Below are 14,512 nucleotides of genomic sequence, written 5' to 3'. Positions count from 1 at the left end.
GTTGCGCGACTGCTCGACGCCCCACCGCATCGTCTTGGAACCGGCATAGCTCGCGTCAAAATTCTTGAAGCATTTGTTGCCCAGGCCCGCGCCCTGATAAACGCAGAACGGCGCGTCGACGAGGATCGTTGCCGGGGTCAGGCCATTCTCCAACGCGGTTTCATAGACGATCGGCTTGAACGCCGAGCCCGGCTGGCGCCACGCCTGAGTCGCGCGGTTATAGGACGAGCCGATCACGTCGAACCCGCCCTGCATCGCCAGCACGCGGCCGGTGCGCACTTCCTGCGCGACCATGCCGCCGCCGACCTCGGGGATCGAGCGCAGCGCAAAGAGGTTGGTGCCGACCTTCTTGACGATCACCACCATCCCGCGACGCAGGTAGGTGAACGCCGCGCCGCCGACACCGCGCTTGGGCTGAACCGCGTTCGAGGCCGGGAGGATCCCGGTCGATCCGTCCGGCAGCCCGATCGATGCGCCACCGCCTTCGCGTGACAGCACCACCGCCTTCGACCAGTCGGCAAAGCCGGTGCCAAGCGAGGTCGCCAGCAACTGCCCGCGCCAGTCGCGGTTCATGTCGAGCTCGATCTTGGGGTCGATCCAACCGCGTCCGCCGTCGAACTGGGCCAACCCGTCGCGCAGTGCGTTGGCGGCGGCGTCCTGCATCACCGGGTTCATCGAGGTGCGCACCCACAAGCCCCCGGCATAGACGCTGTTCGGGCCATTCTCGGCCTTCTCGCCGAACTTGCGGAGCAGCTCGCGGCGGACTTCTTCCATGAAATAGCCGCCTGCCTCATGGATGCGGGCGTTCGAGCCATAAGGGATGGTGCCGAGCCCCGTCGCCTTGGCCTCGTCATGCTGCGCTTGGCTGATGTAGCCGTTGGCCAGCATCTCGCGCAGCACATAGTTGCGCCGCATCAGCGCCTTTTCGGTCGCCCGGATCGGGTCGTAATTCGACGGTGCCTTGGGCAGCACCGCCAGATAAGCCGCCTCTGGTAGCGTCAGGTCGGCGACATCCTTGTCGAAATAAGCGCGCGACGCGGCCTGCACGCCATAGGCATTGCGGCCGAGAAAGATCGAATTGAGGTAGATTTCGAGGATCTGCGGCTTCGACAGGGTCGATTCGAGGCGGAAGGCGAGGATCGCCTCGCGGATCTTGCGCTTGACCGAATATTCGTCGTCGCCGAGCAGATGCTTGGCGACCTGCTGCGTGATCGTCGATCCGCCGCGCGCCCGCGCCCCGCCGGTCGCTTTCTTGACGCCATAGTCGAACACCGCCCCGGCCAGTCCGGGATAATCGATCCCGCCGTGCGAGAAGAAGGTCTTGTCCTCGGCCGAGATGAAGGCGTGTACGACCAAGGGCGGATATTCGTCGAAGGCCAGCTCGACCCGCCGCTCGCGCGCGAAGGTGCCGATCGGGTCGCCGTCATAGCCACGGACATTGGTCGGCAGCGCGGACTGATAGGCCATCAGCTTCTCGGAACTCGGCAGTCCGGCCGAGAAATAGAGCCAGGTGACCGCAAAGACGAGGAACAGCGCGCTGGCGGCATAGCTCAGCCAGCGCACCCAGGTCCGCGCGAAGATCGGGTCGAGCCGAGCGTGGGCGCGATCGTTGAACGCGACCATGTCCGGCAGCCGGTCGAGAAAGGCGAAGCTCGGGCGCCGGAGGGTGGGCATACGCAGGGTCGGGAGGTTGAGCATTGCGGCCCGTCTAGCGAACCGCGCTGCCCGCGCAAAGGATTAGCGACGCACCGCCAGATCGGCCTCGATCGCCTGCGCCAGCGCCAGGACGAGCGGCGCCCTGCCCTTGGCCGTCACCAGCGCCGCCTCATCGTCGACATTGCTGATATAGCCGGCCTCGACCAGCACCGCCGGCGTGTCCGCGCGCCTCAGCACGTGGAACGCGGCGAACTGGTGCGGGCGCGGGCGGAGCAGGACCGGGCCGGACGCGCGGCGGACGAGGCGCTGGGCGAAGGCCGCGCTGTCCTCCATCTGCCCGCGCACCGCCAGGTCGGACAGCAGCGCGCGGACCGAACCGTCGGGCTCGCTGGTCAGGCCGCCGCCGGCCCGGTTCTCGACCGCCGCGAAGCGCGCCGCTTCGGCATCGGAGGCGACGTCTGACAGCGAATAGATGGTCACCCCGCGCGCCAGCGGGTTGGGCGCATGGTCCATATGCACTGACACGAACAGCGCCGCGCCGAGCCGCCGGGCGAGATCGGGCCGCTGATCGAGCGTCAAATAGCGGTCGTCGCGCCGGGTCATCGCCACCCGCACCCGACCGCGCGCCACCAGCAGGTCGCGCAGTTCGGTCGCAAGCGCCAGCGTCAGCGCCTTTTCCTGGACCTTGCCCGAGACCGCGATTGCGCCCGGGTCGTGACCGCCATGGCCGGGATCGATCAGGACGATCGGCCGCCCCGGCAGCCGCGCCTGGCTGACCGGCACGTCGGCGACGGCTTGCGGCAGGTCGAGCGTCAGCGCCGTCTGACGCGCCTCACCGACTAGCGCCTTGCCAAGGTCATGCCCGCCGGGACGGACCACGCCGCCGAGCAGCGCCAGCGAAGTGACCACCGCCACGGCGATCCCGGCCAACAGCCCCGCCCGCTTCATCTTTGCCGTGATCACCGTCATCGAATAGCATCATCGGCCAGCCATGGTTAACGCTGTTTAAACCACGCCCGTGTCACGGACGGTTGCGGAGCGGTCGGCGCAATGCTAACCGGACCTGTCCGTCGGCACACCGGCGGGACGCGGCCGCGCAGCTTTTTCTGGCGCGGCTCTCAAGGTTGACGCTGCATGACGCCACAGGACATCTCCCGCCCGCTCTTTTCAGAGCCGCGCGGCATGTCCTTCCCGACGAGCGTCGGGATGACCACCGCAGCAGAGGCATCTGTCCCAAACCATGTTTCGCCAGTCGGCTTATTCCGACCCGGCGAGACCCATTTGCGCGCGCGCCGCGAGGCCCCCAGGTCCGCCGCGCGCGGCCGGAGTAATATCAATGTCCATGCGCATGCTGATCGACGCGCGCCACCCGGAGGAAACTCGGGTCGCGGTCGCCAAGGGTAACCGGATCGAGGAACTCGATTTCGAGTCCCAGGAGCACCAGCAACTCAAGGGTAATATCTATCTCGCCAAAGTAACCCGGGTCGAACCGTCGCTCCAGGCGGCGTTCATCGATTACGGCGGGAATCGTCACGGTTTCCTCGCCTTCAGTGAAATCCATCCCGACTATTACCAGATCCCCAAGTCGGACCGCGACGCGCTGCTGCGCGAAGAGGCCGAGCATGCCGCCGAGGAAGAGCGGCTGCGCGGCAGCGACGACTATGACGATCATGAAGACGCCGAGGCTTACGAGAGCGGCGGCGACAGCGATGGCTTTGCCGACGACATTCGCGGCGAGGGCGACGAAAATCTCGACGACGATCACCAAGACGACGAGAACGGCGAGCCGCGCGTGGCCGAAACCGGCACCGGCTCGGCCCGCTCGCCGGTCGACGAAAGCGCCGCCGACGAACTGCGCAAGAAGCGCCAGGCGCTACGCCGCCGCTACAAGATCCAGGACGTCATCCAGCGCCGCCAGGTGCTGCTGGTCCAGGTCGTCAAGGAGGAGCGCGGCAACAAGGGCGCGGCGCTGACCACTTATCTCAGCTTGGCCGGCCGTTACTGCGTGCTGATGCCCAACACGTCGCACGGCGGCGGGATCAGCCGCAAGATTTCGAACGGTGCCGACCGCAAGCGGCTCAAGTCGATCATGGGCGACCTGTCGCTCCCGACGTCGATGGGCCTGATCGTCCGCACCGCCGGGCTGCAAAGGACCAAGGTCGAGATCAAGCGCGACTTCGACTATCTCGCCCGCCTGTGGGACGAGATCCGCGAGCGCACGCTGGGCTCCTCCGCCCCGGCGCTGATCTATCGCGACAGCGACCTGATCAAGCGGGCGATCCGCGACCTCTACCACCGCGAGATCGACGTGGTGATCGTCGAGGGTGACGAAGGCTACACGGCGGCGCGCGGCTTCATGAAGCTGCTGATGCCAAGCCATGTAAAGAAGGTCATCAACTACTCCGACCCGACCCCGATCTTCCAGCGCTATGGCGTCGAGGACCAGCTGTCGGCAATGTACCAGCCGCTCGTCCAGCTGAAGTCCGGCGGCTACCTCGTCATCAACCCGACCGAGGCGCTGGTGTCGATCGACATCAACTCGGGCAGGTCGACGCGCGAACATAATATCGAGCAGACCGCCAACGCCACCAACATCGAGGCGGCGCACGAGATCGCGCGGCAGCTGCGGCTGCGCGACATGGCCGGGCTGGTCGTGATCGACTTCATCGACATGGAACAATCGTCTCATAACCGTAAGGTCGAGAAGGCGATGAAGGACGCGCTCAAGAATGATCGCGCCCGCATCCAGGTTGGCCGGATTTCGTCGTTCGGGCTGATGGAGATGAGCCGCCAGCGGCTGCGTACCGGCGTGCTCGAAGCCTCGACCCGTCCATGCGCGCATTGCGAAGGCACCGGCCTGATGCGGACCGCATCGTCGGCGGGGCTGAGCGCGCTCAGGATCATCGAGGACGAGGCCGCGCGCGGTCGCGGCGACCGCATCTGCCTGCGCGCCGGGCGTGAAGCGGCGATCTATGTGCTCAACAAGAAGCGCGCCGAACTGGCCGAGATCGAGGAGCGCTATGGCGTCCAGGTCGAAGTGCTGGTCGACGAGAGCTTCGAGGGCGCGCGGATGGCCGTCGACAGCCAGGGCAACCGGCCGGTCGTGCCGGTGCGGGCCGTCACCGCGCCGATCGTCGACGATGTCGACGATGAGTTCGTCGACGAGGTCGATGACGTGGAAGAGGTCGACGATCGCGACGACGCCGAGGACGGCGAGGAACGCGCCGATCGCTCGGGCAGCGACGATCGCGGACCGCGCGAGGACGGTGACGGCGCCCGCCGTCGCCGTCGTCGCCGCCGTGGCGGTCGCGGCCGAAGCCGCCGCGAGGATGGCAGCGAGATCGTCGAAGGGTCGGAACCGCGCGCCGAGGGCGAAGCTGCGGATGATCAACTCGCCGACGATGGTGGCGAAGAGGCTCGTCAGCCCGAGGCCGCCGAGGGTGACGACCAGCCGCGCCGTTCGCGTCGTGGTCGCCGTGGCGGCCGTGGTGGTCGCCGCGAGCGGGGTTATGAGGGCGACGCGCCGGTGGTCGAAGGTGGCGATGTTGCCGCCGACGCCGCGCCGATGGTAGAGCCGGTCACGTCTTTGGATCCACCGAGCGCTGACGAAGTGATCGAGCCGCTTGTCGAAGAAGGCCCCAAGACCCGCCGCCGCCCGCGTGCCCGCAAGGCCGATGCGGCTCCGGCGGTCGTGACCGAAGCATCTGTCACCGAGGCTCCGGCTCCGACGCCCGAGCCCGAAGTGGTCGCCGCCGAGGACACGAAGCCGAAGCGCAAGCCGCGCGCCAAGAAGGTCGTCGCGGCGGCCGAGCCGGCGGAAACCCAGCTGGAAGCTGCTCCCGCCAAAGCCGCTCCCGCCACAGCCGCTTCCACGGATACCGCCGAAGCTGCTCCGGTAGCGAGCAACGACGGTGCCGAAGATCCCGCGGACAAGCCGCGCAAGGGCTGGTGGGCGCGGACGATCGGTGCCTGATGAACGGGGCGGCGCGGGCACACCCTCGCCGCCCCGCTTTCATGACGGGTTCATCGGGCCGATGGGAGAGCAGCGCATGAGCAACCGCCTGTCCCGCGCCGCGCGATCATTCCTGCTCGGCGTCACGCTCGCCGTCATCGCCGCCCAACCGGTCATGGCCCAGGCGGTGCTGCGCGACAGCGAGACCGAGGCGCTGTTCCGCGACATTTCACGCCCGATGATCGAGGCCGCCAAGCTCGATCCCAAAAGCGTCAGCGTCGTCCTGCTCAACGACCCCGAAATCAACGCGTTCGTCGCCACCGGGCAGACGGTCTATATCCAGTCGGGGCTGCTGGTTGCCGCCGACAACGTCAACCAGCTCCAGGGCGTTATCGCCCACGAACTCGGCCACGTCGCCGGCGGCCATTCGATCCGCATCTATGACGGCGCGGCGGTCGCGAGCAAAATTTCGATCCTGTCGCTGCTGCTCGGAGTCGCCGCAGTCGCCGCCGGTGCAGGCGAGGCCGGTATGGGCATCTTGGCGGCCGGGCAGCAGGCCGCGCAGGGCAATTTCTTCGCCTTCAGCCGCGCCCAGGAATCCTCAGCCGATCTCGCCGGCGCCAGCTACCTCACCAAATCCGGGATCAGCGGCAGGGGCACGCTCGAATTCTTCAAGAAATTGCAGAACCAGGAGTATCGCCTGGCGATCGCGCAGACCGACGATTACGCCAGCACCCACCCGCTCAACGGCGACCGCATCCAGACACTGGAGCAGATCTACAAGAAGGATCCGGCGTGGAACAAGCCGATCGACCCGAAGCTCGAAGCGCGGTTCGAGCGGGTCAAGGCCAAGCTGATCGGCTACGTCGATTCCAAGCGCGCGGTGACCCTCTACCCGGAGAGCGATCAGAGCGTGCCGGGCCATTATGCCCGCGCCTATGCCTATCATCTCGGCGCCTATGCCGACAAAGCCAATCAGGAAGCCGACGCGCTGCTCAAGACCGCGCCAAGCGATCCCTATTTCCTCGAGCTGAAGGGCCAGATCCTGCTCGAAGGGGGCAAGCCGCGCGAAGCCATCCCGCCGCTGCGCGAGGCCGTCGCCAGGGCACCCCACAAGCCGATGATCGCCGCCCAGCTCGGCCACGCGCTGGTTGCGACCGAGGACGGCAAGAATTTCCCCGAGGCCAAGCAGGTGCTGAAGAACGCCATCGCCCGCGACAATGACAATCCCGACGCCTGGTTTCAGCTTGGTCTGGTCTACGACCATGACGGCGATGCCCCGCGCGCCGCGCTCGCAATGGCCGAACAGAGCAACCTGCAAGGCGAGAACAAGCGCGCGCTAACCAACGCGAAGATGGCCCTGAACGGGCTCAAGCCCGGCACCCCCGACTATCTTCGCGCGCAGGATATCGCCATGGTCAGCGAAACCGCACTGAAGAAGGACAAGAAGAACAAGAAATGAGCAATGGGGGCGGAGGAATATGGGGTCCGGCGATCGGCGGGGGCGTCATCGGCGCGCTGCTGACCGGGATCGTCGGCTATGCGATGGTGCCGAAGCTGGTCGGTCCGGAAGCGATCCGGGCCGCGCTGATCGCCAACCCCGAAATGCTGATCGACGCCAGCAACGCGTTGAAGGACCGCCAGTACGCTCCGGTCCTCGCCGCCAACCGCATCGCCATCGAAACCCCGTTCGCCTCGTCGTGGAAGGGCGCGGCCAAGCCCGAAGTGACGCTGGTCGAATTCTATGATTACGCCTGTGGTTACTGCCGCAAGAGCATCCCCGACATCGAGCGGCTGCTGGCCGAGGACAAGGGCCTGCGCGTGGTGTTCCGCGAGCTGCCGATCCTCGGTCCGAACAGCGTTGCTGCGGCCCGTGTCGCGCTGGCGGCATCGAAGGCGGGCAAGTTCGCCTCGTTCCACGACGCGCTTTATGCCGAGGGCGCGCCGACGCCCGTAGGCATTGCCGCGGTCGCCGGGCGGTTCGGCCTTCCCCCCGCCCCCGCTTCGGCAGAATATGAAGCCGAGCTCAAGCGCAACTTCCAGCTCGCCGGCCAACTGGGCGCGACCGGCACGCCGCTGTTCGTGATCGGCGACCGCGTGATCAATGCGGCGGTAGGGTATGATGCGCTCAAGGCCGCAGTAGCGGATGCGCGGGCAAGGAAGAGCTAGCGCTACTATCGGCCGGATAGCGGACCATGGACGCTTCGAGCCTGAAGAAGGGGGTCGACTCGGGGTTAATTTGGATTAAACAAAGTTCGTTCGCGCTTTGCGTTGCGCGGGCGTGTCGCCGCTTGCTCAAGGGGGAGAGCAATGTGTGAGTGATCGTCTGACCGACGGCGCCGGGTCCGCGCCATGATCTTCAATTCGCTGACGTTCGTCGTGTTTTTGGTGTTGGTCCTCGGCGTGTGGCAATTGCCCCTGCCATGGCCCGCGCGCAAAATTTTTCTGCTCGTCGCCAGCTATATTTTCTACGCAGCGTGGAACCCGCCGTTCGTCATCCTGCTATGGATTTCGACCGTGGTCGACTGGTTTGCGGCGCAGGCGATGGTCAAGTCCGACCGACCGCTGACCCGGCGGTTGTGGATGCTGGCCTCGGTGGTGGTCAATCTCGGGATGCTAGCCTTCTTCAAATATGGCCAGTTCCTGCTCGACAATTCGGTCGCGGCGGCCAGTTCGGTCGGTATCCATTATCAGCCGGCGTTATACGACATCGTCCTCCCGGTCGGGATCAGCTTCTACACCTTCGCGACCCTGAGCTACACGCTCGACGTTTACCTGCGCCGCTCGAAGCCGGCGAAGAACTTCCTCGACTACGCACTGTTCGTGACCTTCTTTCCGCATCTCGTCGCGGGACCGATCATGCGTCCGACAGAGCTCGTTCCGCAGTTCGAAGAAGCCAAATATAGCAATCGCCGGATGCTGTTCTTTGGGCTGGCGCTGATCACACTCGGCCTGTTCCAGAAGGTGGTGCTAGCCGACGGCTTCCTGGGGCCGGTGGTGGAAAAGGTTTACGATGCGCGTCAGGGCGTGCCGATGGCGCTCGACGCCTGGGTCGCGACCTTTGCATTCGCGGGACAGATCTTTTGCGATTTTGCCGGCTATTCGACGACCGCGATCGGCGTCGCCTTGTGCCTGGGTTTCGCGATGCCCGACAATTTCCGCTTTCCGTATGCGGCGATCGGATTCTCCGATTTCTGGCGACGGTGGCACATCACCCTGTCCTGCTGGCTGCGCGACTATCTGTATATTCCCTTGGGCGGCAATCGCCACGGCGAGGCGCGGACCTATCTGGCGCTGATGGGCACGATGTTGCTCGGTGGACTGTGGCATGGCGCGAATTGGACATTCGTCGTGTGGGGCGGGTTGCATGGGCTGTATCTGTCGGGCGAGCGCTTGCTCAAGCGGCGGTTCGCAGGGTTCGTGCCCGGACGCACAATGCTGGGCGCGATCGGCGCCCTGACGTTCCTCTTGATCAACATCACCTGGGTGTTTTTTCGAGCGAAGGATTTCACGATCGCGGCGACGGTGCTGCGGTCCATGGCAGGGGCCGCAATCAAGCCGGTCGGGATGATCGCGGCACTGCCGATGATCTACGCGTCGGTGATCGTGGCGGGAATCGTCACGACCCATTGGGCCATGCGCGACAAGACGCTTGAGATTGCGATCGAGCGAACGCCGGCGTGGCTCGTCGGTACGATCTGGGCGGCAATGGCCATGGCGATCGTCGCAGAGCAGGGGACGGGCAGTGCCTTTATCTACTTCCAGTTCTGACGGCCTCCACAAGCAGGGTGGCGCGCTGCCCGCCGGGCTTCGGCTGACCGCGTCCGACCGTCCGGGCCAGGCGCAACCGGTCCCGACTCGCGACATTCCCGATCAACCGTGGGGCAAGCTCGCGCTCGCGGTCGCCGTAGTGATGCTGGTCGGTACGGCCACGCTTGAATGGAATGCACGGCGCATCGGCCTGCACTCCGGTGATCTCGACAATAGCCAGACGGACTGGGCGGTCGAGCGCGCCCGATCGGCTGGAGCATCGGTCGCGATCGTTGGTGATTCGCGCATCCTGTTCGATACCGACCTCGACCGCTTTCAGAAGCTGACGGGCGAGCGGCCGGTCCAACTCGCCATTCATGGCACCAGCGCGTTGACTCTGCTGCAGGATGTCGCCGCGAATCCCGAATTCAAGGGACTACTGATCGTCGGCCTGGCCGACACGATGTTCTTCCAGCCGTTCGACGGCTACGGCGGCTATATCCACAAGCGCGCCCAATATGAATCGCCCGCGAAGCGCGCGTCGGCGGTGATCGGCCATGTCCTGGAGCGACGACTCGCCTATCTCGATGCCAGCTACCGATTAAGCGTGATCGCAGCGCGCCTCGACTCCGGGCTTCGCCACGGGGTCGACGGCCCGTTCGACGACGTGTGGAAACTGGCCGAGGTTGGCGAGCACCGCCAGACACATATGTGGCCGCGAATTCAGTTCGACCGGCGGCTGCGGGCCCATGCGCGGTTCGCGTGGAAGGGGTTCAAGGAGGAGTTTCCGTACACGCCCAAGTTGATCGCTGGTGGCCTGGCGAAAGCGGTCAAAGCCGTAGGCGCAATCCGCGCGCGCGGCGGCGAGGTGGTATTCGTTCGCCCGCCGTCGGATATTCACCTGAGGGTCAATGAAGAGGCGCAGGTGCCCAAGGCAAAGGGGTGGGAGGCCCTGCTGCGCGACACCCATAGCATTGGCGTGCACAATGACGATCTTCCGCCCGAGGTGCGGCGGCTGATCATGCCCGAATGGTCGCATCTCAATCAGGCGTGTGCGACAGTGTTCACCGATGCCTATGTGCGTCGGCTGGCGACGCTGACACCGCGCTTGAAGCTCCGCACCGACGCTCCTGCTCCCCTGACCCGCGACGATTGTGTCCCGCCGGGTGTCTATTGAGGGCGCGGACGACGAACGATCCTCGATGCTCGCGGTTCAGGATCGGTCGGTGCCGCCCTCTCGCCCCTTATACCCCTGCGCGACTACATACCATTCGCTCGATCCCTTGCGGCTGGCGGGCGGCTTGGCGTGTTTGACGGTGGTGAAATGGCGCTTGAGCGTGGCGACGAGGGCGTTGTCGGCTCCGCCCGCCAGCACCTTGGCGACATAGGCTCCGCCCGGCCGCAACATTTCGACCGCGAACTCCAACCCCGCCTCGACCAGTCCCATCGTGCGCAGATGGTCGGTCTGAGGATGGCCGACGGTGTTCGCCGCCATGTCCGACAGGATGAGGTCCGCTTGCCCGCCGAGGGCCTCGCGTAACTGTCCCGGCGCTTCGTCGGCCATGAAGTCCATCAGCAGTATCTCGACCCCGTCGATCGGGTCGGTCGGCAGCAGGTCGATGCCGACGATCTTCGCCCCCGACGCGCGGCGGCGGACGACCTGGCTCCACCCGCCCGGCGCGATGCCGAGATCGACGACATAATTCACGCCCCTGAGCAGGCTGAACCTTTCGTCGAGCTCGAGCAATTTATAGGCGGCGCGGCTGCGATAGCCCTCGGCTTTGGCGCGGCGGACATAGGGGTCGTTGAGCTGCCGCTCGAGCCACTTGGTCGACCCGACCTTGCGCCCCCGCGCGGTCTTGACCCGTGTCCGTCCGCCTGATCCGCTGCCTCTCACAGGACATATCCATCGCGCGCCATCAGCGAGCGCAAGATGCCTTCGCGGATGCCGCGGTCGGCGATGCCGAGCATCTCGGCCGGCCAGATGTCGAGGATCGCGTCGAGGATCGCGCAGCCGGCCACGACCATGTCGGCGCGATCCGGGCCGATGCACGGCAAAGCGGCCCGCTCGCCGAAGTCCATCTCGGCGATCATCGTGTTGATCCGCCGCATCGCCTCACTCGGCACGTGCAGCCCGTCGACCGCACGCCGGTCATAGCTGGGCAGGGCAAGGTGGACGCTGGCCAGCGTCGTCACCGTCCCGCTGGTGCCGAGCAGGCGGATGTTCTGCGGATCCTTGGGCAGCATTTCGATGAAACGGGCAAAGCTGCGGTACACCCGCTCGCGCATCCGGGCATAAGCGGCGACCCGCCCCTCGCCCTCGATCGCGGCGCGGCCCTCGGTCTCGGTCAGCGAGACCACCCCCCACGGGGCACTCCACCAGGCACGGATGCGCGGATTGTCGTCGCCGGGTTCGATCAGTACCAATTCGGTCGACCCGCCGCCGATGTCGAAGATCAGCGCCGGCCCGTCGCCCGGCTCGAGCAATTTGTGACAGCCCAGCACCGCCAGCCGCGCTTCTTCCTGCGGTGGGATAATGTCGAGCGCGAGGCCGGTCTCATTGCGTACCCGCTCGGCGAACTCGCGGCCATTCTCGGCCCGGCGACATGCCTCGGTCGCCACCGATCGCGACAGCGAGACATGGCGGCGGCGCAGTTTGTCCGCGCAGACGGCCAGCGCCGCGACCGCCCGGTCCATCGCCTCCGTCGACAGCCGCCCGGTCTGGCCGAGCCCCTCGCCCAGCCGGACGATGCGCGAGAAAGCGTCGAGCACGGTGAACCCCGCCTCGTCGGGCCGGGCGATCAGCAGGCGGCAATTGTTGGTGCCCAGGTCGATCGCGCCGTAGGTGTGGCGCTGGGACCGGTTCCCGGAAACTGGCGGGGCCCCGGCACCCCCATAGGCGGGGGCCGGCGCGGGGGCGGCATACTGCGCCATGACTGCGCTCAATCCAATACTGCACCGTCGGACATACCGGCGGCTGACCTGCCCCGAGTTTAACGCTTATTATGTTCCCGATGCAACAGTCGGGTGCCGCGAGGGGCGCCGTCGCCGTTGACAGGGAGCCGGGTGGAACCTATCTGCCGGCCCGCTCCATTGCCCTGTCGTCTAATGGTAAGACTACGGACTCTGACTCCGTTAATCGAGGTTCGAATCCTCGCGGGGCATCCAGCATTTCAGCCGTTCGCGAGGTCATGGCATGTGTGGCATCGCGGGCTGGTACAGGCGGGGCGGGCGCGACGTGCCCGAGCGCGTCGTCACCGCGCAGTGCGACGCCATCCTCCATCGCGGGCCCGATGACAGCGGCGTGATGATCGACGGCGACATCGGCTTCGGCATGCGCCGACTGAGCATCCTCGACGTCGCCGGCGGGCATCAGCCGATGGAGACCGCCGATGGCCGCTTCGCCATCGTCTTCAACGGCGAGATCTACAATCACCTCGACGTGCGCGCGCCGCTCGCCGCCGCCGGATATCCGTTCGGGACGCATAGCGATACCGAAACGATCCTTGCCGCGTTCGCTGCCTGGGGCAACGAGACGTGGGCTAGGCTGGAGGGCATGTTCGCCGTCGCGGTATGGGACCGCAAGACGCGCACCCTGACGCTGGCGCGTGACCCGCTCGGGATCAAGCCGCTCTATATTTCCGAGCAGGACGGCGGCCTGTCGTTCGCATCCGAACTCAAGTCACTGCGGCTGCTGCCGGGGCATCAGTTCACGGTCGACGATCGCGCGGTCCATGACTTTTTCAGCTTCGGCCACGTTCGCCGCCCCCGCTCGATCTTCCGCGAAGTGCGCAGCCTCGATCCGGCGCATTACCTCACCATCGGCCCGGACGGTGCCGCGACCGAAACCCGCTACTGGGAGCCGCGCTTTCGCCCCGGCGAGGCGCTCTCGACCGACGGCTGGGTCGAGCAGATGCGCGCGATGCTGCTGTCGTCGACGAAGCGGCACATGCAGTCCGACGTCCCGGTCGGCGCCTTCCTGTCAGGCGGGATCGACAGCTCGGCCGTGCTCGCCGCCGCGACCCGCGCGACCGACCTGCCGATCAAGGCGTTCACCATTGGCTATCCCGGCGCGAAGATCGACGAGACCGACGCCGCGCGGCGCATCGCCGATCATCTCGGTGCCGAGCATATCGTCATGCCGATGGAGATTGGCGACGCGACCAAGGTGTTGCCGCAAGTGCTCGCCAATTTCGACGAGCCGTTCGCCGACATGGCCGCGATTCCAACCTGGTATGCGTCGAAACTGGCCGCCGAACACGTCAAGGTGGTACTGTGCGGCGAAGGTGGCGACGAGCTGTTCGCCGGCTACAAGCGCCATCGCAATGCCCATCTGATCGAGCGGTTTCGCGGGTTGATCGGCAGCGGCAAGGTGCTCGGCAGGCTCGTCGACGGCATCCCCGCCCTGCCCGGCGAGCAGCTCAATTACCTCCACCAGAAGGGCCGTCGCGCCGCCGAGTTCATCAACTTGCCCGATGGTTATCAGCAGTTCTTCGCCGCCACCCAGATCAGCAGCCGCAGCCTGCGCCGCACTCTCTATTCCCGCGAGTTCTGGGAGCGGCACGAGGGCGAGGATAGTTTCGCCACGCTGGAGCAGGAATATTTCCCGCCCGGCGGCACGGCCAAGACTGCGCTGGAGCAATTCCTGTTCGCCGACCTGACGCTCAACATGCCGTCGGCGATGCTCACCCGGCTCGACCGCGCGAGCATGGCCCATTCGGTCGAAGCGCGCGTGCCGTTATTGTCGCACAAGCTCGTCGACTGGGCGATGACCGTGCCGATCGAACAGAAATTGCAGGGCGCGACCGGCAAGCTGATCCTGCGCCGGGCGATCGCGCCGTGGCTCCCGCCCGATATTCTCAAGCGGCCCAAGCAGGGCTTCCAGATCCCCCACGCCAAATGGCTGCGCGGCGACTTCGGCGATTATGCCCGCACGCTGTGGCACGACAGCGGCGCGGCGGCGGCCGGCTATCTCGATCCCGGCGCGGTCGAGCGGCTGTTCGACGAGCACAGGCGCGGCCTCGCCGACCACGGTCGCATCCTCTACGCCATCGCCGTATTCGGGCTGTGGTGGAGCGAATATCAGGCATCGAGCGTCGACCGTGCCGCCTAAGCCTGGCGCGCCGGTGCGGGTCAACTTCGTCATCCACAGCT

At 66.2% G+C, this 14,512-nt stretch carries 10 protein-coding genes and 1 tRNA gene; 7 read left to right on the top strand and 4 right to left on the bottom strand.

What is annotated here, in order from left to right; all coding sequences use genetic code 11:
• Together RMN84_RS11995 and RMN84_RS11990 are read right to left on the bottom strand one after the other, a co-directional pair.
• Nucleotides 1–1,698: transglycosylase domain-containing protein (locus RMN84_RS11995; protein WP_309612399.1), on the bottom strand; the 1,698-nt coding region annotated here is incomplete at its 3' end.
• Nucleotides 1,699–1,737: 39 nt separating this feature from the next.
• The gene (locus RMN84_RS11990) at nucleotides 1,738–2,625 is read right to left on the bottom strand and encodes an N-acetylmuramoyl-L-alanine amidase (RefSeq protein WP_309612398.1); all 888 of its coding nucleotides are present in this window, start codon (nucleotides 2,623–2,625) and stop codon (nucleotides 1,738–1,740) included.
• A 367-nt stretch (nucleotides 2,626–2,992) separates the two neighbouring features.
• Here RMN84_RS11990 and RMN84_RS11985 point away from each other — a divergent pair, with 367 nt between their 5' ends.
• The 5 genes from RMN84_RS11985 to RMN84_RS11965 all read left to right on the top strand — a co-directional run bounded on the left by RMN84_RS11985 (nucleotide 2,993) and on the right by RMN84_RS11965 (nucleotide 10,535).
• Nucleotides 2,993–5,629, top strand: coding sequence for an Rne/Rng family ribonuclease (locus RMN84_RS11985; protein ID WP_309612397.1), 2,637 nt, complete (start codon nucleotides 2,993–2,995; stop codon nucleotides 5,627–5,629).
• Nucleotides 5,630–5,705: 76 nt separating this feature from the next.
• Nucleotides 5,706–7,070, top strand: coding sequence for a M48 family metalloprotease (locus RMN84_RS11980; RefSeq protein ID WP_309612396.1), 1,365 nt, complete (start codon nucleotides 5,706–5,708; stop codon nucleotides 7,068–7,070).
• Entirely contained in the window at nucleotides 7,067–7,777 is a 711-nt protein-coding gene (locus tag RMN84_RS11975) for a DsbA family protein (RefSeq protein ID WP_309612395.1), read from the top strand. Before RMN84_RS11980 ends, RMN84_RS11975 begins: the two co-directional genes overlap by 4 nt.
• A gap of 183 nt (nucleotides 7,778–7,960) precedes the next feature.
• Complete coding sequence (locus tag RMN84_RS11970) at nucleotides 7,961–9,379, top strand: MBOAT family O-acyltransferase (protein ID WP_309612394.1); 1,419 nt, start codon at nucleotides 7,961–7,963, stop codon at nucleotides 9,377–9,379.
• Nucleotides 9,354–10,535, top strand: coding sequence for a hypothetical protein (locus RMN84_RS11965; protein WP_309612393.1), 1,182 nt, complete (start codon nucleotides 9,354–9,356; stop codon nucleotides 10,533–10,535). Before RMN84_RS11970 ends, RMN84_RS11965 begins: the two co-directional genes overlap by 26 nt.
• Nucleotides 10,536–10,571: 36 nt before the next feature.
• Here the strand turns inward: RMN84_RS11965 and RMN84_RS11960 are convergent, their stop codons facing one another.
• Both RMN84_RS11960 and RMN84_RS11955 read right to left on the bottom strand, forming a co-directional pair.
• The gene (locus RMN84_RS11960) at nucleotides 10,572–11,255 is read right to left on the bottom strand and encodes an RlmE family RNA methyltransferase (RefSeq protein WP_309612392.1); all 684 of its coding nucleotides are present in this window, start codon (nucleotides 11,253–11,255) and stop codon (nucleotides 10,572–10,574) included.
• A complete protein-coding gene (locus RMN84_RS11955) occupies nucleotides 11,252–12,292 on the bottom strand; it encodes a Ppx/GppA phosphatase family protein (protein WP_309612391.1) in 1,041 nt (346 codons plus the stop codon). Before RMN84_RS11955 ends, RMN84_RS11960 begins: the two co-directional genes overlap by 4 nt.
• 160 nt (nucleotides 12,293–12,452) lie before the next feature.
• Here RMN84_RS11955 and RMN84_RS11950 point away from each other — a divergent pair.
• A tRNA-Gln gene (locus RMN84_RS11950) sits at nucleotides 12,453–12,526 on the top strand.
• A 28-nt stretch (nucleotides 12,527–12,554) separates the two neighbouring features.
• On the top strand, nucleotides 12,555–14,471 hold the full coding sequence (gene asnB, locus RMN84_RS11945) for an asparagine synthase (glutamine-hydrolyzing) (protein WP_309612390.1): 1,917 nt from the start codon (nucleotides 12,555–12,557) through the stop codon (nucleotides 14,469–14,471).
• Nucleotides 14,472–14,512 lie beyond the last annotated feature (41 nt).

It is taken from the genome of Sphingomonas sp. (genome assembly GCF_031380695.1).
Taxonomy (GTDB): domain Bacteria; phylum Pseudomonadota; class Alphaproteobacteria; order Sphingomonadales; family Sphingomonadaceae; genus Sphingomicrobium.
This window is presented reverse-complemented; position numbering and strand designations above follow the sequence as displayed.